This is a genomic window from Dehalococcoidia bacterium (assembly GCA_022451965.1).
Classification (GTDB): Bacteria; Chloroflexota; Dehalococcoidia; order Lucifugimonadales; family Lucifugimonadaceae; genus TMED-70.
Genome location: JAKUNJ010000008.1, coordinates 1 through 21,084 on the forward strand (window position 1 = coordinate 1; position 21,084 = coordinate 21,084).

Annotated in this window: 24 protein-coding genes, 1 tRNA gene and 1 riboswitch; of the genes, 13 read left to right on the top strand and 12 right to left on the bottom strand. The window is 31.2% G+C overall.

The features are described 5' to 3' along the window. The 3 genes from MK083_05340 to MK083_05350 form a co-directional block, all read right to left on the bottom strand. Positions 1 to 436: NADH-quinone oxidoreductase subunit B (locus MK083_05340; GenBank protein ID MCH2673879.1), on the bottom strand; the 436-nt coding region annotated here is incomplete at its 3' end. A 65-nt stretch (positions 437 to 501) separates the two neighbouring features. Then, positions 502 to 900: an NADH-quinone oxidoreductase subunit A gene (locus MK083_05345; GenBank protein ID MCH2673880.1), complete on the bottom strand. Its 399-nt coding sequence runs from the start codon at positions 898 to 900 to the stop codon at positions 502 to 504. A gap of 50 nt (positions 901 to 950) precedes the next feature. Then, positions 951 to 1,223 (bottom strand): Rdx family protein, encoded by a 273-nt coding sequence (locus tag MK083_05350; GenBank protein MCH2673881.1) that lies wholly within the window; start codon positions 1,221 to 1,223, stop codon positions 951 to 953. Between the two features lie 96 nt (positions 1,224 to 1,319). On the opposite strand from MK083_05350, the gene MK083_05355 reads away from it, so the two are divergent. Next, positions 1,320 to 1,937 carry a GNAT family N-acetyltransferase gene (locus MK083_05355; GenBank protein MCH2673882.1) on the top strand — a complete coding sequence of 206 codons (618 nt, stop codon included), beginning with the start codon at positions 1,320 to 1,322 and terminating at the stop codon, positions 1,935 to 1,937. On the opposite strand, the gene MK083_05360 is transcribed toward MK083_05355, so the two are convergent. Together MK083_05360 and lipB are read right to left on the bottom strand one after the other, a co-directional pair. Beyond that, positions 1,934 to 3,130 (bottom strand): threonine synthase, encoded by a 1,197-nt coding sequence (locus MK083_05360; protein MCH2673883.1) that lies wholly within the window; start codon positions 3,128 to 3,130, stop codon positions 1,934 to 1,936. The genes MK083_05355 and MK083_05360 overlap by 4 nt on opposite strands. Beyond that, a complete protein-coding gene (lipB, locus tag MK083_05365) occupies positions 3,130 to 3,840 on the bottom strand; it encodes a lipoyl(octanoyl) transferase LipB (GenBank protein MCH2673884.1) in 711 nt (236 codons plus the stop codon). Before lipB ends, MK083_05360 begins: the two co-directional genes overlap by 1 nt. A 43-nt stretch (positions 3,841 to 3,883) precedes the next feature. Here lipB and MK083_05370 point away from each other — a divergent pair, with 43 nt between their 5' ends. Then, positions 3,884 to 4,552 (top strand): peptidylprolyl isomerase, encoded by a 669-nt coding sequence (locus MK083_05370; protein MCH2673885.1) that lies wholly within the window; start codon positions 3,884 to 3,886, stop codon positions 4,550 to 4,552. A 2-nt stretch (positions 4,553 to 4,554) separates the two neighbouring features. Here the strand turns inward: MK083_05370 and MK083_05375 are convergent, their stop codons facing one another. After that, positions 4,555 to 6,609, bottom strand: a complete 2,055-nt coding sequence (locus MK083_05375) for a hypothetical protein (GenBank protein ID MCH2673886.1) — start codon at positions 6,607 to 6,609, stop codon at positions 4,555 to 4,557. An 83-nt stretch (positions 6,610 to 6,692) separates the two neighbouring features. On the opposite strand from MK083_05375, the gene MK083_05380 reads away from it, so the two are divergent. From MK083_05380 to MK083_05400, 5 genes are read left to right on the top strand one after another with little or no spacing between them, the layout of a single operon-like run. Continuing rightward, positions 6,693 to 7,886, top strand: a complete 1,194-nt coding sequence (locus MK083_05380) for a mandelate racemase/muconate lactonizing enzyme family protein (GenBank protein MCH2673887.1) — start codon at positions 6,693 to 6,695, stop codon at positions 7,884 to 7,886. Then, complete coding sequence (locus tag MK083_05385) at positions 7,883 to 9,073, top strand: mandelate racemase/muconate lactonizing enzyme family protein (GenBank protein MCH2673888.1); 1,191 nt, start codon at positions 7,883 to 7,885, stop codon at positions 9,071 to 9,073. The genes MK083_05380 and MK083_05385 overlap by 4 nt, the downstream gene beginning before the upstream one ends. Next, complete coding sequence (locus MK083_05390) at positions 9,070 to 10,227, top strand: mandelate racemase/muconate lactonizing enzyme family protein (protein MCH2673889.1); 1,158 nt, start codon at positions 9,070 to 9,072, stop codon at positions 10,225 to 10,227. The genes MK083_05385 and MK083_05390 overlap by 4 nt, the downstream gene beginning before the upstream one ends. Continuing rightward, the gene (locus tag MK083_05395) at positions 10,221 to 10,814 is read left to right on the top strand and encodes a molybdopterin-dependent oxidoreductase (protein ID MCH2673890.1); all 594 of its coding nucleotides are present in this window, start codon (positions 10,221 to 10,223) and stop codon (positions 10,812 to 10,814) included. The genes MK083_05390 and MK083_05395 overlap by 7 nt, the downstream gene beginning before the upstream one ends. After that, positions 10,815 to 11,507: an FAD-binding oxidoreductase gene (locus MK083_05400; GenBank protein MCH2673891.1), complete on the top strand. Its 693-nt coding sequence runs from the start codon at positions 10,815 to 10,817 to the stop codon at positions 11,505 to 11,507. On the opposite strand, the gene MK083_05405 is transcribed toward MK083_05400, so the two are convergent. Next, positions 11,504 to 12,502, bottom strand: a complete 999-nt coding sequence (locus MK083_05405) for a zinc-binding dehydrogenase (GenBank protein ID MCH2673892.1) — start codon at positions 12,500 to 12,502, stop codon at positions 11,504 to 11,506. The two genes, MK083_05400 and MK083_05405, sit on opposite strands and share 4 nt — an antisense overlap. 15 nt (positions 12,503 to 12,517) lie before the next feature. Further along, positions 12,518 to 12,593, bottom strand: a tRNA-Ile gene (locus MK083_05410). 122 nt (positions 12,594 to 12,715) lie between these two features. Between MK083_05410 and MK083_05415 the strand changes: the two genes are divergently transcribed. Genes MK083_05415 through MK083_05435 form a run of 5 tightly spaced genes read left to right on the top strand, consistent with a single transcriptional unit; the run spans position 12,716 to position 16,682 of the window. Next, positions 12,716 to 13,813 (top strand): mandelate racemase/muconate lactonizing enzyme family protein, encoded by a 1,098-nt coding sequence (locus MK083_05415; protein ID MCH2673893.1) that lies wholly within the window; start codon positions 12,716 to 12,718, stop codon positions 13,811 to 13,813. 37 nt (positions 13,814 to 13,850) lie between these two features. After that, a complete protein-coding gene (locus MK083_05420; protein ID MCH2673894.1) occupies positions 13,851 to 14,978 on the top strand; it encodes an XdhC family protein in 1,128 nt (375 codons plus the stop codon). A 3-nt stretch (positions 14,979 to 14,981) separates the two neighbouring features. Beyond that, positions 14,982 to 15,587 carry a nucleotidyltransferase family protein gene (locus tag MK083_05425; GenBank protein MCH2673895.1) on the top strand — a complete coding sequence of 202 codons (606 nt, stop codon included), beginning with the start codon at positions 14,982 to 14,984 and terminating at the stop codon, positions 15,585 to 15,587. Beyond that, positions 15,580 to 15,900, top strand: coding sequence for a hypothetical protein (locus tag MK083_05430; protein ID MCH2673896.1), 321 nt, complete (start codon positions 15,580 to 15,582; stop codon positions 15,898 to 15,900). Before MK083_05425 ends, MK083_05430 begins: the two co-directional genes overlap by 8 nt. A gap of 17 nt (positions 15,901 to 15,917) precedes the next feature. Beyond that, on the top strand, positions 15,918 to 16,682 hold the full coding sequence (locus tag MK083_05435; GenBank protein MCH2673897.1) for a glucose 1-dehydrogenase: 765 nt from the start codon (positions 15,918 to 15,920) through the stop codon (positions 16,680 to 16,682). A gap of 6 nt (positions 16,683 to 16,688) precedes the next feature. On the opposite strand, the gene thiD is transcribed toward MK083_05435, so the two are convergent. Next, positions 16,689 to 17,489 carry a bifunctional hydroxymethylpyrimidine kinase/phosphomethylpyrimidine kinase gene (gene thiD / locus MK083_05440; protein ID MCH2673898.1) on the bottom strand — a complete coding sequence of 267 codons (801 nt, stop codon included), beginning with the start codon at positions 17,487 to 17,489 and terminating at the stop codon, positions 16,689 to 16,691. Positions 17,490 to 17,553: 64 nt separating this feature from the next. On the opposite strand from thiD, the gene MK083_05445 reads away from it, so the two are divergent. Continuing rightward, positions 17,554 to 18,429, top strand: a complete 876-nt coding sequence (locus tag MK083_05445; GenBank protein ID MCH2673899.1) for an SMP-30/gluconolactonase/LRE family protein — start codon at positions 17,554 to 17,556, stop codon at positions 18,427 to 18,429. Between the two features lie 8 nt (positions 18,430 to 18,437). Here the strand turns inward: MK083_05445 and MK083_05450 are convergent, their stop codons facing one another. The 3 genes from MK083_05450 to MK083_05460 form a co-directional block, all read right to left on the bottom strand. Continuing rightward, entirely contained in the window at positions 18,438 to 19,397 is a 960-nt protein-coding gene (locus MK083_05450; GenBank protein ID MCH2673900.1) for an ABC transporter substrate-binding protein, read from the bottom strand. Next, complete coding sequence (locus tag MK083_05455) at positions 19,397 to 20,158, bottom strand: ABC transporter permease (protein ID MCH2673901.1); 762 nt, start codon at positions 20,156 to 20,158, stop codon at positions 19,397 to 19,399. Before MK083_05455 ends, MK083_05450 begins: the two co-directional genes overlap by 1 nt. Next, positions 20,159 to 20,905 (bottom strand): ABC transporter ATP-binding protein, encoded by a 747-nt coding sequence (locus MK083_05460; GenBank protein ID MCH2673902.1) that lies wholly within the window; start codon positions 20,903 to 20,905, stop codon positions 20,159 to 20,161. It abuts the gene before it with no gap. Then, positions 20,892 to 20,992, bottom strand: a riboswitch (TPP riboswitch). (Overlaps the previous gene by 14 nt.) Positions 20,993 to 21,084 lie beyond the last annotated feature (92 nt).

Sequence of the window (21,084 nt, forward strand, 5' to 3'; positions counted from 1 at the left end):
GACATCCTGGTACATAAACATCTACAGGAACAATATGATTTACACCTGGTACAACCGAATAGCTTTCATAATAAGGACCGCCTGAAGTAGCACATACACCCATTGAAATCACCCATTTTGGTTCAGCCATCTGATCATAAAGTCTTCTAAGAGGAACCGCCATTTTCCAAGTTACAGTGCCTGCAACAATCATAAGATCTGCCTGTCGAGGTGTAGCTCTAAAAACTTCCATTCCAAATCTTGAAATATCAAATCTACTCATTGCAGTAGCTATCATTTCAAAAGCACAACATGCTAGTCCAAATTGAAGAGGAAATAAGCTTGATTTTCTAGCCCAGTTTAGTAGTTGATCGACAGAAGAAACAACTACATTTTTATCTAAATCATCATTATTGATAATAGGTTCAGGGAAAGGAGAAACATGAGTCGATTTCATTGAGTTTATTAGTCCACCCTCTTCTCTATCTAGATCTTTAGTTGATAAATCTAGTGGAACTCTTTCTATTTTATCCATTCTAAACATCCTTTCAACCAAACATAAATAAATGAAACTGTAAGCACTGTTAAGAAAACTAATATACCAACAAAAGGTAATAATCCCCAAACATTAGTTATGTAACCATGACTTACGGCCCATGGAAATATCAAAATGGTTTCAACATCAAAAGCTACAAAAAGAAGTGCATAGTAAAAGTAACCAAAGCTGAATAATGAAGGTTTTTCACTGAATGCAGGATGACCTCCTTCATATGCAGATTTTTTAATCTTAGTTTCTCTACTTGGTGTTACTCCAAACTTTGTACCTAGTTTTGCAGTTGCTAACATTCCTATTGGAACTGCAACTGATAATGATACGAACAAAAGCAACAAACTATATTCAGTTAAATAATGTTGACTCATTTAATGTAAATCTCCTGAAATTTACTAATAAATAATACTTTATTTTATGATTAGACTTTAGATAGAGATTCTAATTTGTTAATTACCTTTGCTTTCAACTCTTTAGCTTCCATTATATCTGGTGACTTTCCTTGAGATTTTTTATCCCACATTACTTCACCATCTACAGTTACCTTAAAAGCTCCGGCTGTACCTGGTTTCAAAGATATTGCAATTGCAGTTCCTGCAGCTTGAAATAGTTCACTTGTCATCCAAGCAGCTAAATTAGCATAACCACATGGTACACAATATTCTATCTCTGCTTCCATTTTCCAATCAGCCATAATTATCCCCTTTAAATCTTTTTTTTTATTTTCTACAATTTACTATAATCTTATAAAAGGTAAATAATAATGCAACACTGCATCTAAGGCAAATTTATGAAAAAAAACGACATTATTAATCTTAGGAACGTAACCAGAGCTGATATACCTAGATTAATTGATTGGCTAGAAGATAAAGATGTATATGAAAATTGGTTTGGAAGATATACTTATAATGAGACTGCACACCTTGGCTATGAACCTAACAAAATGTTAGATGCCACAGAAGCAGAATGGAACGAGGTTTTTCATGATCCTCATCATGAACCTCATAGATCTATATTTTCCATATATTTGAATGATAATCATATAGGAGAAGCTCAATTATCTATTGATGAGTCACTAGGAGATGCTCAGTTATCAGTTCTAATTGGAGATAAATCTGTTTGGCACAAGGGATATGGTACTGAAGCAGCATTAGCTTTGCTAGAGCATAGCTTCTTAAACCTTGGTATGTACAGAGCTTGGGTTGATATTCCAGAATTTAATATAAATGCCGTAAATCTGTTCAAGAAAATAGGTTTTATTCATGAAGGAACTTTTAGAAAAAGTAGACCTAAAAATGGTCAAAGATATAATTCAGTAATTATGGGTATACTTATAGATGAATACTCTTCAAAATATCCAGATGGAATATCAAGTCATGTAATTGAATGGGACGGTAAAGAACCTTAGTCATCCCAAAATTTTTTCTGCATAGCATCTAAATATTTATAAGCAGATCCAGTATTAACTACAACAACCTTATCATCATCCTTAATAAATCCATTATCCCTTAACTTTTTTGTTGCAATAAGTACAGCTCCTCCTTCTGGGGCAGCAAATATTCCTTCCTCCTTTGACAAAAGTGAAACACCTTCAAGCATTTCTTGATCATTAATTCTGATTGCAGTTCCATTACTTTGTTTTAAGATATTAAAAATTATAAAATCTCCTACGGCTAAAGGAACTCTCATACCTGCAGCTAGAGTCTTGGGGTTAACAAATGGCGTGGCATACTCTTCATCTTTTTCAAATGCATCAACTAATGGAGAACAACCTTCTGCTTGTACACATATCATTTTAGGTTTTTTATTATCTATCATACCCATTTCTTCTAATTCATTTATAGCCTTCCATATTCCAACTATTCCTGTTCCTCCACCAGTTGGATAAATAATCACATCTGGTACTTCCCAACATAATTGTTCTATTATTTCTAATCCCATTGTTTTCTTACCCTCAACTCGGAATGGTTCCTTGAGAGTTGAAATATCAAACAAATCATATTTTTCAGCGGCTTCTGCTGATGCTTTACCTGCATCTGAAATAAAACCATTTACTAACTCAACTTTAGCTCCAAATGCTATACATTCCATCTTATTTGCCAAAGGCGCATCCTTAGGCATAAAAACATTAGCAGACATTTTTGATTTTGCTGCATAGGCAGACATAGCTCCCGCAGCATTTCCTGCCGATGGCATAACTATTCCTTCAATACCAAATTCTTTAGCTTTAGATATTGCAGCTGATAAACCTCTAGCTTTGAATGAGCCTGTTGGGTTATTACTCTCGTCCTTGACATAAAGATTGTCAATTTTCAGAAATTTTGAAAGATTATTCATTTTCATCAAAGGTGTGTTGCCTTCTCCTAAACTAACAATATTATGCTCATCGAAAATAGGCAGTATTTCTTCATACTTCCACATATCGTTTCTTCTGCTCTTAAGTACATCTTTTGTCATAGTTTTTTTTGCTTTATCAAGATTGTATCGTGCCAGTAATGGCTTTTGAGAAGAAGGGCTCAATCTTCTTGGAATATCGTTAGAAAAAGTATCTCCAGTTAGAGAGCATTGGAGGTATTCATATGTACTAAGAGTTTTTCCCATTAATTTATTTCTAACTTTATTTTTGAATTTAATAATCTATTCATAGTATCAATTATTTCTAAAGAAATATCCTCTAAATTATATTTTTTTCCTGTGATATTTGATAGAGAAGATATTTCTAAATTTGGCATCCCACAAGGTGTTATTTTCTTAAAAATACTCATATCATTATTGATATTTAAAGCAAATCCATGCATAGAAATATTTTTTATAATCTTTAGTCCTATTGCAGCAATTTTTTGACCTTTAGGGTTTACATCTTCATCATATTTTTCATTGGGATCTCCATTGATCCAAATTCCTCTTCTTTTTTTTACAGTGTGAGCAAATAATTTATACTTAGATAAAGTTTCAATTATTACTCTTTCAAGAAATTCTACATACTCCAAAATACCCGAAAAATAATTTTTTATATTAATTATGGGATAACAAATTATTTGTCCAGGGTTATGAGCTGTAATTTGACCTCCTCTTGAAGATTTAACAAAAAGAATATCATCATAACTTAAGTTTAATCTTTCAATCTCTATTTCGGAAATTTTTTCTTGAGAACCAAAAGTTACTACATTATCATGTTCTAAAAATAAAATATGTTCATTTTGTTCTTTTTTTTGAACTAATAAGTTTATTTTTTCTTGAAGCTTAATTGCTTCAAAATAATCAATCTTACCTAAAAAAGATGCTTGAATATTTTTTTTATTTTTAACCATAATTAAAACTTATAATTTATTATTTATATTATAGGAGTTTGATATGAAGAAAAAAATTACAATGTTTTCAAGAAATATACTTATGACATATTTCATAGTTTTATTTTCAATAATAATCATTTCTTGCTCAGATAATGATGAAACAATAAATTTATCAAAAAGTAGCAATCCTTCTCCTCCATCAGGTAATATAGATCAAACTAAAGAATATTCAGCAATTTTTGATACGGAAGTAGGATCATTTGAAATTTTACTTTTTGACGATAAAGTACCATTTACAGTTGAAAACTTTATTAATTTATCAACTATTGGATATTATGACGATACAACTTTTCATAGAGTAATACCTGGTTTTATGGCTCAAGGTGGAGATCCCTCTGGTACCGGAATGGGTAATCCAGGTTATAAATTTGATGATGAATTTCATGTAGACCTGAGACATAATTCAGAAGGTATAGTATCGATGGCTAATTCTGGGTACAACTCTAATGGAAGTCAGTTTTTTATTACTTTTGAACCCGTGCCATTTTTAGATGCATTTGATGGAAATAATAACCCTAAAGAATGTGTTAATATGAATGTATCTTGTCATGCTGTTTTTGGAAAAGTTATATCAGGAATGGATGTTGTAAAAAAAATAAGATATAGAAATCCTGCAACCGATCAACAAAGAGGGACATCTATTAACACAATTAGAATAATGGAAAAATAAGTTTAGATGTTCATGTAAGGTATTTCTTTCATAAACCTCACTTGCTTTCCTGTTGAACCTATCCACTTTCCATCAGAAATGGAATGCCTGCCTATAATTGGTACAGAGTTTAATCTAATGCTTGGATCTTTTTCAGAAGGAATTACATTTATAAATATTTCGTTTTCAAAAAATTCAAAAAATCCGCCTTGATATGGAAGCTCACTTATATTTTTAAAATATATTCTTTTAGGATGAATCATCTTAAGGATTGAATTTCTCTTTATTTGTGAAAAATCGACTATTATATTATTATCTACATCTGTCATGAAACCATAAATTTTTGCTCTTCTTGTGAAATTTAGAACTAGAATAGAAATAATCACTACGGCTATCAATATTAGGAACCAATAATAGTATCTTAGGCCAAATATATATAGAAAATTTGTATTAGTAGTTATAGAGATAAGAATTGGTTCAGAAGTATATTGTTGATCTAAGAAAATTGTACTGAGATTAATCCCAATCGAAGTCTCATCTTTAGTTTTTATCTCAGATAATGCATAAATATTAAATTCATAAGATTTATCTGAATCTGGTATTTTTATGGGTTCTACTCTAAATTTTAAATGATTTATTGATTCATCTAGACTCAGCTTTATTTCCTCAGGGGTAACTAAAAAAGGATAAGTATTTACAGAAGTTTGTAATTTTAATACTTTTATTTCTTGGTTTGATTTACCAGACAGATCATTAATTTCAGTGATTTTGATTTCAGGATAATATTCAATCTTAATTTGATCTTTCTTAATTACTGGAGTTGAAAGATTTTTCCATTGCAAAATATACTCAATATCAACTACTGATTGTTTAGATATGCTTGGTAATTTTGCAGTATATATTCCATCAGAAGCAACTCTGTCTCCTTTTTGACCAATATCACTCATTATTTGAATAGTTTCAATACCTTCGAAATCTCTAATTCTGACTTGGAGTTCAGCATCTGAAATATTCAACAATTCATTATCTATATAAGCACCAACTTCAAGTATAATTTCAGAATTTATAGGATAAATTTTTTCACCATATGTTCTCAATTCTAGTGGATTTGATGAATCTGTGTAAATTTCATATTTACCTAATGATCCATTTGTTATGATTGTCCATGTTCCTGAATCTGGATTATTAATGTCTAAAAATACTATTTTGTCTAACTCCCAAAAATTATAATCCGAGTTTTCCTCTAATTCGGTACCTGAAGGAGTTATTAGAGAAATTTTTGTTTCAATGTCTTGCCTATAGATTCCTATTCTCAATTTTTCAACTGTAGGAGCGACATTTATAAAATTTGAAAGAGGCTTAGAATCTAAATTCGTATCAACTAAAAGAATAGGCTCATCTAAGAATATCTTTATAAAATCTGTAAAAGATTTATTAGAGCCAAAATCTATAAAATCACCATTAGTTTGAGCTGATATTTTAGAAAAGAATTCTCTATTTTCAGCTAATGAAGATGGCATAGACATTACATTTAATGTAATTTCAGAAGATTGATATAAGTCTGCTAAATTATTTAACTTTATATTTGATGAATCCTCTAGAGTTCCTGTTTTCAGTGGAGATATTAAATAAAATTTTGAGTTAGAAACATTTTTATTTTCTGCTATTTGTGTAAAACCATCAGATATTGCTAGATAATGATTAGGGTTATCTGAATCTAACTTTTTATCTATTCTAAATAAAAATTCTTCTATAGATAAATCTACATTTTCTTCATCAATTTTTAATCTTTCACCATTCATAGAACCATAACTTTGAATAATTACAGATACGTTTTCTTTAATTGAATAGTAGTTAGCTATTTGAAGAATAATATCTTTTGAAGTCTTATAATCTTCATTATCATTTAAGTTATCTGTATCATAAGCAATAAATATCGTGGTATCAGTTTCTTCCTCAGCAAAAATTTGAGATGTATTGAGAATGTAAAATAAAATGGCAAAAAAGACCAATCCAAGAAAAAAAATCTTACTTAGTATGTCATAATAATTTATATATATTTTTAGAGAATTGTTCATTTTTAAATAATATACATTTTCATTCTAAAATTCCCTAAATATTTGAATCAAGATAATACTAAAACTTATAAAAAAATATTCAAATGAAAATAAAAAAACTAAAAACTACATTGATTGAGTATAATTTAGACAGAATTATGGGAGATGCTAACTCTCCAATGGGTAGAAAAAAAGCAAGTAGCTGTGTAGTTGAAATCATTACAGACGAAGGGCTTAGAGGTATTTCTTTAGGTGGTCAAAATTCAATCCCCCAAATTAATTCAATTTTTGAAGAAATTCTTATAAACAATGATCCAAAAGCAGTAATGAGTACATGGAAAAAAATGATTGAAAAATTTTTTAAGGGCGGCCATGATGGAATAGCTAATGAGGCAATATCTGTTGTGGATGTTGCATTGTGGGATCTTAAGGCAAAGATAAACGGTGAACCTCTGTGGAAAACACTAGGTGGCAATAATGAAAAAGTTAATGTTTATGCCTCAGATATTGCCCTTCCAATTAGTGATGATGATTTATTTGAGTGGTATACAAAAATGTCAGATGAATTTGGCTTTAAAGCAGGTAAATTAAAAGTTGGACTTGATCAAGACTCAGACCTTAGGAGGCTTGAATTAATGGAGAAAGCTCTATCTAAAAATTGTGATAATCCTATTCTTTATGTCGACTCTAATGAGTATTGGTCACCTAAGCAAACAATAAGAAAAATATCAGAAATGGAAGAAAGGTTCTCATTAGGATGGATTGAAGAGCCTGCTCGAAGATGGGATTTCTTAGGCTTGAAAAAAGTTTCAGATTCAATCAAAACACCTGTATGTGCTGGGGAGAATCTTGATACTCTAGGAGATTTTCTTCCTTATTTTCATCATAGATCTGCAGATGTAATTCAAGTTAGTCATGGCATGACTGGAATTACAGGTGCAATGCAAATAGCTGATGCAGCTTATGCACTTGAATTACCTGTTACATTAGGAGGTTCATATGGAATTATTCATGCACATATAGCCAATGCTATTCCAAATTGCATTACAATTGAAGTCCCTCATCCAGAGCCAGAAACAAAAGTTTTTTCATCTGATGTAATAATCAAAGATGGATATGCACTAGTTGGTAATAAACCCGGTTTAGGTGTTGATATAAATTATGAAGAACTTACTAAGCACAAAGTAAAATCTGTGTCACAAAAAGCTGGCCCAAGTCCATTTGGAAGAAGACTCGGAGCTGGACTCTACGAAATACCTCCCTCTAAGGAAGAAATAATTAAGGGACAATCAAAATGAAGATTATTGATTATAAATTAGAAAAATATAAAGAAATCATGGATCGTCCATTGGGTGATTCTAATGGTCCATCAGGAGATGACTTAATATATTCGAATATATTAAGAATTGAAACTGATGAAGGTATAACTGGTATTGCACCATTAGGAAGTGATCGTGTAAAAGAATTTTTCCCATTATTAGAAGGAAAAGATCCTAGAGAAGTTTTTTCAATTTGGAAAAAGATGATAGATTTTGTGTTTAAACAAGGAGATGAAGGAGAGGCTCATTCTGCGTTATCTGCAATAGATATCGCACTTTGGGACCTAAAGGCAAAAATAAATTCTGAGCCGTTATGGAAAACACTCGGTTCAAGTGATCCAAAATGTAAAATTTATGCCTCTGATATTGGATATAATCTTACAGATGAAGAACTTTACACTTTTTTCTCTAAAATGGCAGATAAAGGGGTTGATTCAGCCAAAGTAAAAATTGGAATTTCATTAAAAGATGATCTAAGAAGGATTGGAATTGTCTATGATGCCTTATCTAAAATTACAAAAAGACCTAGAATTATGATTGACTCTAATGAATATTGGTCTGTAAAAAAAGCTATTCAAAGTATTAATAAAATTGAAGAAAAGTTTGATATTTTCTGGGCAGAAGAACCTGTAAGAAGGTGGGATTACAAAGGGCTCAAGATGGTTTCAGATAATATTAAAGCAGCTGTATCCACTGGGGAAAATCTGAATAATGTAGGTGACTTTTATTCCTTGATCAGTAATCAAGCTGCAGATATATTAAATGTAAGTAGTTATCAATCAGGAGTTACAGGATTAAGGCAAATAAGTAACCTAGCTTACGCATACGAAATTCCTGTTACAACAATGAATTGTATTGGAAATTATAATGCTCATATTGCTACATCAATTCCTAATCATGTGATGATGGAAGTGGTTGATCCTGGAAGAGAAAAAGCATATTCTAAGTGGAATGATAATATTTCAGATGGTTATTTATTTCTAGATGATACACCTGGAATTGGTTTAATTATTGATGAAAAATCATTATCTGAACTAAAAAATCAAAAAATCAATAGAATACCTAAAGCCCCATGGGGTAGAAGAAAAGGCGCAGGATTATATATTCATGATTTTGAAAAAAATGAGGTAAAGTGGAAAAATCAGAAAAGGAAAATTAGAAATTGAAAGTAACAAAAATAACAAATATTCCCATTATGGATGAAGAAGGAAAAGTTTATTTTTTCGTAAAAATTGATACAGATAAGGGCATTCATGGTCTAGGTGAAGTTGGAATTGCAAGACAAGGAAACGCTATTGGTAAAGCTATAGATCATCTTAGCGAAATAGTGATAGGTTCCGATCCATGGGAAACTGAAAGATTATGGCAAATAATGTTTCGTTCCTCATTTTTCCCTGCTGATAAAGTTTACTCATGTGCAATTTCTGCAATTGATATAGCTCTTTGGGATATCAAGGCTAAATCTGTAGATATGCCAGTTTATAAATTGCTTGGTGGCCCCTACAGAGAAAAGGTTATTTGCTATCCACATACTCAAGGAAATTCTATTAAGGAATTTCTAGAGGAATGCGAAACTCACTTAAATAAAGGCTGGAAATTTCTAAGATGGCATCAACCTAGTAACTTTATCAATGATTTAGAATCTGAAATTTTAGAACCAAGAAAATCAATAAAAGTTGCTGTTGAAATAATGCAGAAAGTTCGAGAAAAATTTGGATATGAGCCAGAGATAACCTTTGATGTCCATACCAGGCTAGACCCACCTGAAGTTATAGAAATGTGTAAGGACCTAGAACCCTTGAAGCCTTTCTTTATTGAAGATCCAATAAGATCTGAAAATCCTGGATCCTATCATCATATAAGAAATAAATTAAATCTCCCAATTGCGGCAGGTGAACAATGGTCTTCTAAATGGCCTTTCAGAGAAGTTATAGAAAATGAGTTAATTGACTATGCTAGGATTGATTTATGTATTGTTGGAGGATTAACTGAGGCATTAAAAATTACTCATTGGGCTGAAACACACTATATTAATATTGTTCCACATAATCCTCTAGGTCCAGTATCAGCCGCTGCATGTGTCAGTTTATGTATGGCATCAAGCAATGTAGGTGTACAAGAAATGCCTAAAGCACCTGGTACTTATGCGCAGAATCTTTTTCCAAAACAAATAGAATGGCAAGATGGCTATTCCTGGTGCCCAGATACGCCTGGTCTAGGAGTAGATATAGACATGGATGTTGCTGAATCAATGAGAGTTGATCCAACAGCATTCTCACCAAGATTATCGAGGGAAGATGGGAGTTTTACAAATTGGTAACAAGAGGTTTTTTTGGTAAAAAAGAAAATAATGATAGAGTACCCCCTGGTCAATACATTGAAAACAGATTCCCTGTTTTATCAGCTGAGCCAACTCCTAAAATAGAAATTGAAAATTGGAACCTAACAATTCTTAATAAAAATGAAGAGTTAGCTAAAATTGACTGGAATTTATTAAAAAGCTTAGAACAAAAGAAAATAACTGAAGATATACATTGTGTCACAAGATGGACTAAGTTTGACATGAATTGGTCAGGAGTTTCTGTAAAAAAATTATTTGAAGAAATTGATATCGTTCCTCCGACAGATTGGACTATGACTGGATCTTCGACTGGATATACAACAAATGTTCCAACTAAAGATCTTCTCTTAGAAAATACAATTATTTCTTATTCTTATGATGATGAACCAATATCTCCTGAACATGGAGGTCCAATAAGATTGATAGTCCCTCATTTGTATTTTTGGAAATCTGCAAAATGGTTCGATAAAATTATTTTCATGGATTCTGATAAAGCTGGATTTTGGGAAAATTACGGATACCATATGTATGGTGATCCATGGAAAGAGCAAAGATATTCAGGATAAATGAATAATAATTACTTTCATCAATCCAAGATTATTAATAAAAAAATAATTAACTCTGAGTTGTGCTTTGTAGAATTTAAAGTTGAGAATTGGAATAGTCATGTACCCGGTCAATATTCTGAAATTTGCTTAACTGCAGATAATGGATATCAAGCAATTCGGCCTTACTCAATAGCTTCAGAACCAAACTCAAATTATGTTAGATTTCTAATTGAAAAAATTTCAAATGGCGAAGTTTCAACCTTTTTCTTTGATCATTCAATGATAGGAGATAAGGTTCTTATATCAAGACCAATAGGATTAAGATTCATATTAAGAAACGAATCGCTTCCGATTTTTATTTGTTCAGGTTCTGGAATTGCCCCCTTTTTATCAATGACTAAATTCCTAGATTATGAGAAAAAAAATTATAAATTATTTCATTGGTCTAAGACTTTTGATGGTCTAGTAAATTACAGTGACTTTTCAAAGCAAAATAATTCTGAATATCATCCTTTTGTAACTAGAGAAAAATCAGGTATAAATGGAATTGGAACTGAAAGAATATCAAAAAAAGATTTTAATAAATTAGATGAATTATTAAAATACGAAATCTATATATGCGGCTCAGATTATTTTGTTGAAAATGCATCAGAAATAGTTCAAAAAATATTTCTAAATAGTAAGATTTACACTGAAAGATTCGGGTCTTAGGGATTAAATCTAACTACATTTTTAATTACGTTATTTTTTTGTTCAGCATATTCTTCAAAGGCCTTTTGAAGATCTTTTAAGTCTGAGACTCCAGTTTTCAAAGATTTAGGATCCCACCATCCTCTTTCAGCTAGAGCAACAAGCTCTCTAATTTCAGCAATAGGCTCTGGAGTTGTAGCAATTTGAGTAGAATGTATATCTAAATTTTTTCTCAACATCAAACTATGTTCAAACTCAACCATATCATCAGTAACTATGCTAAATGTAATAAATTTTCCTTCATTCTTTATTATATTTAGACATGTATTAAATCCAGCTTCATTTCCTGAAGCATCAACAACAATATCAAATAGTTCGCCATTTGTTACTTCTTCAGATCTTTCAATTAGATTTTCCAAAGATTCATATTTTATAGATTTTGTAGCTCCAAGTGAAATACTTTTATCTAATCTATAATCATGTTTGTCTATGCCAACAATTTCAGAAGCCCCCTGTTTAGAGGCAAGCATAGTAAATGAAAGACCAATTCCCCCTTGACCTAAAATTGCTATTGATTTACCAAATATATTACCCCAATGTTTGGCTGAATAAAGCACAGTTCCTGAATGCTGAAGCATAATCCAATCTTCTAAATCTCCCCAATCCGGAAGCTTAATTATTCTTTCATGATTTTGGTCTAAATATTCAACTGCTCCCCCTGTCCCAATACTACCATCTGGCTTTCTATAATTTGGTATTATAATTGCCCTTGTCCCAACGGGATATCTTTCATCTTTAGATTCAACTGCAACTCCAGCAACTTCATGAATAGGCATTCCAGGCGGTAGCGGGTAGTCTTCTTCAGGTAAAACTTTTTCAAAAGAACTATGTATATCTGATCCGCAGACTGATATACAATCGGTCTTGAATCTTACTTCTCCATCCTTTAATTCACCTAAATCAGGAATATCAGTAATTTCAACTTTCCTGAATCCTGTTATTTGAGCTGCTTTCATAAATCCCCCTATTTATGGTGGGTCCGGCAGGATTTGAACCTGCGACCAATCGGTTATGAGCCGACTGCTCTGACCACTGAGCTACGGACCCCTTATTTTAAATTCTTCTCTTTACTTCAATGAAATTTATATTACACATTTACGTGACGTAAGAAAAGGTTTAAACTTTCTAAAATAATTATTTCATAAAAAACTAATAATGGGACAAATAAAATGAAAATTACTGATGTAAACCTAAAAATTTATAGGTGGGAAAGAGCTACTCCCATAACAAATGGTCTATATACATACACACATAATGTACTCAATATTGTTGAAATCAAGACTGATGAAAAAGATATTACAGGTATTGGTATAGCAGCCAGCATTGATGTCTCTCCAAGTGTAGGAAGAGAGCTAATAGATCATTTTAAAAAAGGAATAATTGGTTTAGATCCTCTTGATAATGAAAGAATATGGCATGAAATGTGGAGACCTAAACTTGTAGGTAGAAGAGGAATAACTACTAGAATTATTTCTGGAATAGATATAGCACTTTGGGACATAAAAGGAAAAGTTTCAGGGCTACCTGTTTATAAACTTTTAGGTGGTTTTACAAATAAAGTCGATACATACATAGCTGGTGGATATTACGAAAAAGGTAAAGGATTAAAAGAATTAGCTAAAGAAATGGAAGATAATGTAAAAATTGGTGCTAGAGCAGTAAAAATAAAGGTGGGAGCACTTCCTGTAAATGAAGATATAGAAAGAATTAAGGTTTGTAGAGAAGTTATTGGGAATGATGTAAAGCTTATGGTAGATGCAAATAATGCTTATAGGCACTATCAAGCTATAGAGTTTGCTAGAAAAGCTGAAAAATATGACCTTTTTTGGTTTGAGGAACCTGTTGAGCCAGATGATTATATAGGACAAGCCGAGATAACAAGATCAACCTCAATTCCAGTAGCTGCTGGAGAAAATGAATATACTAGATATGGATTTAGAGATATGATTAATCATAGGGCTGTAGATATACTTCAACCTGATTGTTTAATTCTAGGTGGAGTTACCGAATTTATGAAAGTTTGTGCACTTGCTCAAAGTAATGATTTAGATATTGCTCCTCATGGAGCACAAGAAGTTCATATTCATCTAGTATCAGCTATACCAAATGGACTAATTTTAGAATATTACAGAGATACCGTAAATCCAATGCACGGTAAAATATGGGATAATGAATTAGTGATTAAAGATGGTTTTGTTTACGCTCCTGATATTCCAGGATTTGGTCTTAATCCTAAGTGGAAAGATCTAGAACCATATAGAGTTTAATTAGAAGAAATTATATAATTATTATTAGAGGAATTATATGAAAGATGTATTTGACGCAGCAATAGAAGAAATTAAAAATAAGAGAAAATTTGTAATTTCAACAGTAACTAGAACTCAAGGATCTACTCCCCAAAAACCAGGTGCAAAATTACTAGTTAGAGAAGATGGTTCAGGAGTAGGGACCTTAGGTGGAGGTTGTGTTGAAGGAGACATATGGTTCGCTTCAAGTGAGAAGATCAAGCGTGAAGAAAACGCTGAAGTAAGACCTTATGAGCTAAATGAAGACCTAGCGGCACAAGATGGATTAGTCTGCGGCGGGACTATGCATTTTTTGATAGATCCTATAGAAGATAAACTTGAATTCGAATTCTTTCTAGATGAAATAGATAAGGCATTTAATGGAGGTAAACCAGTTGCATTAGTCCAAATTCTTGAATCAGAAATCAAAGAACAGGTAGGAAATAAAATCCTAGTTAGAGAAAATGGTGATCAAACAGGAATTTTATTTAATAAAGACTTAGATAAAAAAATTGTGATGGAAGCCAGAAAATTAATGGCATTAGGTAAAAATAAAACAATTCAGTACGAAAATTGTAGAATATATATCGAAGCTTTTACTACCCCTCCTAAACTTGTAATTGCTGGTGGAGGCCATATCTCAAAAGCTCTCGGAGATTTAGCTAAACCACTTGGTTTTGAACTTAATATTTTTGATGATCGAGAGGAATTTGCAAATGAAGAAAGATTCCCTCAAGCTGATGAAGTAAAAGTTGCTTCCTATAATGATGGATTTGATAAATTTCAAATAAATGCAAATACATTTATAGTCATTGCAACAAGAGGTCATCAACATGATGATTCAGCAACAAAAGGAGCTCTGGCAACTAATGCTTCATATGTAGGCCTACTAGGATCCAAAAGAAAAACAATATTAATTATTGAAAAATTATTGTCCCAAGGAATTGATGATGACTCTTTCAGTAAGCTAAGGGCACCTGTAGGATTAGGCATAGGTGCAAGGACACCAGAAGAGATAGCTATCTCAATAATGGCTGAAATTTTATCCTTTAGATTGGGTGGAGATAATAATTCTATGATGCTTGATAAAAAATTTATTGATAAGATTAAGGCTAAAATCTCAAAGTCTCAAAAAATAAATTACTAAAAAATGAAATCCGATATTGCAGCCTTGATTCTTGCTGCAGGCAAATCAACAAGAATGGGCACAACTAAATCTCTACTTATGTGGCACGGAGACTTCTTAGTAAATTATCAAATTAATTCACTGATAAAGTCTGGATGTAAAGAAATTTATTTAGTTATTGGTCATAATGGAGAAAGAATTCGATCTAAGGTTTCGAATTCTAAAGTTAAAATAATAAATAATCCAGATTATGATTCGGGGAAATCTTCATCAATTATAAAAGGTATTAAGTCCTTAGATATAGGTATAGAAAATCTAATTATAGTTGGAGTAGATCAACCTAGACCAATTTGGTTCTATAAAAAAATAATTAAGTTTCATAATAAATATTCATCAGTTATTTCTTCACCTATAAATAATAAAAAAAGAGGGCATCCCTTAATTTTCAGAAAAAGTTTTTTTAATGAAATCTTAAAAATTTCAAATTATAAAAATGGCTTAAAAGACTTATTTAGAAGAAATGATGATTTAGTAAAAACTTTTGAAATAAATTCTGAGTGGACTCACCTTGATCTCAATGATAAAGAGTCATTTGAAAGAAGCCTTAAATTAAATCTTGAAGATGAATAATAAATTAGAAAAATATGGGGATGAATTAATAAATGAAACCTTAGTTTTCATTAAAGAAAATATAAATTGGAAAATTACTGAGCATGACTTATTACAATTCATAAACGGTAAAATTCAAATGAATAATTATGATCTGAATATAAAAAATAATGTTTCATTTGAAGAAAACACTAGAAATAAAAACTATGTTCCAAATCCAGAAAATTCAAAAATAATTAGAAAAAAAGGAAAGATTAAACTTGAATTATATTTATCAGAAAAAGAAACAAAAAGTGTTCACATAATTAAAGAAATAATGATAGAAAATTTATAATTATAAAGGAGTTAAAAATGAGTAGTTCTATTTTAAAGGATAAAGTTGCGATTGTTACAGGTGGTAATGGAGGGATTGGTTTAGGTATTTCAGAAGGATTTGCTGAAGAAGGTGCAAAAGTTATTATTGCTGCAAGAAATGAAGAAAAAAATAAAGCAGCAATTGAAAAAATAAAAAAAATAAGTCAAAACAGCGAAACTTTTAATTTAGATGTGAATGACCAAAATTCTATAAATAAACTCATGCAATTTACAATAGAAAAGTTTGGGAAAATAGATGTACTGGTAAACAATGCTGGTATAAGTAGAAGAAGTGATGAGCCTCATCTATTACCTAAAAATGATTGGGACGATGTTATTGATACCAACTTAAATTCAATTCATCATATGACTTCTGCTGTTTTCCCACACTTAAAGAAAAATAAATCAGGAAAAATCATAAATATAGGTTCAATGATGTCTATTTTTGGGAATGCAAATTCTGCAGCTTATGCAGCAAGTAAAGGTGGAGTAGTGCAATATACAAAAAGCTGTGCAATTGCTTGGGCTAAATATAATATTCAAATCAACACTATACTTCCTGGTTGGATCGTGACAGATATGACAAATGAATTCAAAAAAGTAAATCCAAAAAGATACGCTACGATTGCAGGGAGAACGCCAGCCGAAAGATGGGGATTACCTGAAGATATGGCAGGAACTGCTATTTTTCTTTCAAGTAAATTTTCAGATTTTGTAAATGGAGTATCTATTCCTGTAGATGGTGGTTATAGTGTAATGTAAGAAGTATTAAAAAAAATGATTTAATGGGCCATTCCCCTTGCCTATTTTATATGCTTTATTAATAGCTTTAGTAACATATTCTTTTGATAATTTTACTGAATCTTTTAGATCTTCTCCCCTAGCAAGAAATGCTGTTATTGCTGCTGAAAAAGTACAACCAGTTCCATGAGTTGAAGTTGTATCTATTCTTTTTACACTGAATGATTCAAATTTATTTCCATCATAAAATACATCTTCAGACACATCTGATTTAAAAAAATGTCCTCCCTTGATAACTACAGATTTTGGGCCATAATTTTTTAAGATTTTACACGCTTTATAAATATCTTCTTTAGTTTTTATTTTCATTTCAGTCAACTCTTCAGCTTCTGATAAATTTGGAGTGATAATAGTAGCTAATGGAAATAGTTTTTGCTTTAATGCTTTTATAGCCTTTAAGGAAATCAGGACATCCCCTGATGTAGCAACTATTACCGGATCAATAACTAATCGAAGATTAGACGATTCACCTAACAAATTTGCAATATCAATTACTGTAGACTCTTCAGGAAGCATCCCTGTCTTAACTGCATCAAATCCTATATCTTTTATGATTGAATTTATTTGATTCTTCAAAACAGTGTTAGGAATTATATGAATGTCACTGACGCCTACAGTATTTTGAGCTGTTACAGAAGTAACTGCAGAAACTCCATAACAATCTAATGATCCAAAGGTTTTTAGGTCAGCTTGAATACCTGCTCCACCTCCAGAATCAGAACCTGCAATGGTCATACAAATAGGAAGTGGTTTTGCATCTGGTTTCATAGTTTTACTTTTCTTAAGATTAAGTTATAAATATTTATAGTAAATATTCTAACAGAGGTTATAAATGTCTTGGATTTTCAAAAATGTTATACCAAATATTGGGACTATTACTGAAGGGCCTTGCTGGAACGGTAAAGAACTTCTTTTCTCAAATATTTCTCACAATAGAGTTCTTTCATACAATCCAAGTAACAACAAAGTTTATGAATTTATATCTGATACTGGAGGAGCAAATGGACTAAATTATAATAAAGATCAAGAGCTATTTGCATGTGAAGGATCAAGAAGAAATATTTCAAAATATAATATAGACGGTTCAAAAGAAATAATTGCTGATTCATTAGATGGTAAAAAACTAAATGCCCCAAATGATTTAGCTATAAATAGCAAAGGGTCCATTTACTTTTCAGATAGGGTTGAGGACATAAATCCAGAGATGGGAATAGGTTTTTCTGCAATAATTTCCGCAGATAAAAATTCGGATGGAACTTACACAACTAATAGAAGGACTTTTGATACTTCCATGCCGAATGGTTTATTATTCAATGAAGAGCAAAATATTTTATATGTAGCTCAATCAGATTATAGAGCAGACAGAGAAAGAGAACTAAGGTCATATTCAGTTGAATCTGATGGATCTCTAAGCAATATGAAAGTTTTACATGACTTTGGTCCTCACAGAGGAATAGATGGCATGACTTTAGCTTCTTCTAATAGCAATGAAAATTATATTGTCGCTGCTACTGGATGGGAGTTATCTGGACCAAGTGGGAGCATAGTTGTATTTGACCAAGATGGTAAAATTGTCGAACGCCATTTAGCTCCTTGCGAAAGGCCGACAAATTGCACATTTATAAATAATAAAATATATGTCACAAGTATCGAAGGGCATCTTTTAGAAGCAGAAACAGAATTATCTGGAATTTTACTTTGGCCTTAAAATAAATATTAATTTGAAAAGTTGGTATAAACTAAATCCTCAATATTAAGAGATTTATCCAAAAATTTATTTTCATTCATCCAATTATACGTATCATACCATTTACTTAAATCTTGATATCCAAAATTAACACCTTCAGATTGCCACATTGGTATTAATAACTTAATTCCTGCTCTCTCAACCTCTTCTTCAACAATTTCTTTTCCAGCTATGTTGATTAAGCTATCAATTGATTTTTCAGGATTTAATATAGAGAATTCGTAACCTTTTTTAATTGAACTTACGACTTTTTTCAATTCAGGATTTTTTTCCTTTAAAAATGTTGAATTAGTAATTAACAGTAGTTCATAATAATCTGGGACACCCCATTCTTCTAATCTCATAATTTCTATATCGTAACCTTGAAGCTCCATAACTATTGATTCATGGGTCCAATAAGCTCCTATTATTGCATCAACTGAACCTGATACTAAGGCCTTAACTAGTTCAAATCCGACATCAATCGTATCAACATCTTCAATATTTAAGCCTTCGTTATTTAGTACAGTTTCCAACATTGCTTTATTTGATGGAATTCCAGGATAACCAATTGTTTTACCTTTTAAGTCACTAGGAGTTTGTATATTTTTTTCTTTGAGAGTCATAATAGAATTTAATGGATGCTGGGAAATACTTAAAACTGAAATCACATCTAGCCCCGCAGACTGAGCTTGTAAAATATCTGGATGATATGATAGTCCAAGATCGTCACGACCACTTGCAACTGATGATATTATTGCAGTAGGATCAGAAGGAGTATAAACTTCTAAATTTATATTTTCTTTTTCGAAAAATCCTTCATCAATAGCTGAATATATTCCTGAGTGATTAGAATTTGGATACCAATCTAATGCTATGGAAACAGATTTGTCATTTTGACAACTTATAAAAGATATTCCTAAAATTATTCCTAGTAATATTTTTTTCATTAATAAACTCCCTTGATTAATTTTTTTTCTATTATTTTTACTGATAAAAAAAGAACTGATGCAAATAATGATAATAAAAAGATTGAAGCAAAAACTCTTTCAGTTTGAAATAAGGGTCCAGATACTTTCATAATCCAACCTAAACCTGCTTTCGATCCAATCCATTCTGCTACAACAGCTCCTATTACTGAGCTTACAGCAGCAACCTTAAGACCTGAAAAAAAGCTTGGTAAAGCTAATTTAATTTTTAATAATGAATAAATTTGATAAGTTGATGCTCCCATAGTTTTCAGCATATTTTCCATTTCATTATTTTTTTTATTAAGCCCGTCAAAAACTCCTATGCATATAGGGAAAAATGATATTAAGAACACCACTATAATTTTAGATAATAATCCAGCTCCAAACCAAACAATAAGAATAGGTGCAAGAGCAAAAATAGGGATCACTTGAGATGCAATTACATATGGCAATATAGATCTCTCTAAAACTTTCGAAAGAGTCATTGAAAAACCTAAAATTATTCCTAGAATCACTGCTAGTGCTAAACCTAATATAATTTCATATCCTGTCACTGACATGTGATATAACAGAAAACTTGTTGAGTTTAAGAATTCCAAAAAAATAGCTGATGGAGATGGTAAAAGCCAAGGTTCAAATAAATTCATAATTGATAAGATTTGCCAAATCGCTATGATAAAAATAAAGGCAAGAATTGGTAAATACCAATTTATTAATTTATTATATAAATTTTCTAACAATTACCTTACCTCTTCTAATCTACAATAGAGATCTTTACGAATCTCAAGAAATTCACCAGACATATTAATATTTGAGCTTCTAGGATGGGGCATAGAAATATCTTTTTGAAACCTAAAATTATTTTTGCCTGAACCCATGATTATAACTTTATCTGATAAAAAAATTGCTTCATCGATATCGTGAGTGACTAAAATTATTGATTTTTTTATATATTTCTTTAATTGCTCTAACCATATGTATAGTTCCATTCTAGTTATTGCATCGAGAGATGCAAAAGGCTCATCTAATAAAATAAATTCTGATTTTTGTATGATAGTTCTAAGAAAAGCAGCTCTTTGCTTCAATCCTCCAGACAATTCATTTGGATAGAAATCAATATATTCATTTATCCCAAGAATTTTAGACTTTTCAATTACATCATCATAACTTGATTGACTTTTATCACCTAGAATTTTCAATGGTAAAAGAACATTTTCTTTTACAGTTAACCAAGGAAATAGTAGGTCATTCTGCTGCATGTAAGAAATATTTCCGAGTAAATCTTTGTTGTTATCTATCGTAATATTGCCAGAAATAGGTTTTAGTATTCCTGAAATCATTTGAAGTAGAGTGCTTTTACCACATCCACTGTGTCCTAAAATTGCAATAGTTTGACCACTAGGAAATTCGAAAGAAAGATTATTAATTATGGGAGCTTCGTTGTTGAAGCTATAATAAATTTTTTCTAAGATTATATTTTTTTTCATTCTTCCCTCCGCTAGAATTATCTAGTTCAGGTTTTATGGGTCGGTTTTATACCCTCTCAGCCCTTATGAGCTCCCCAAGTAAATGTTAATGTTAAATATACAATAGTTTTCAAATTTAAAAAAACAAGTGACAGACAAAATAAATAAATTAATAAATTATACTAAGAATTTTTTTTTAC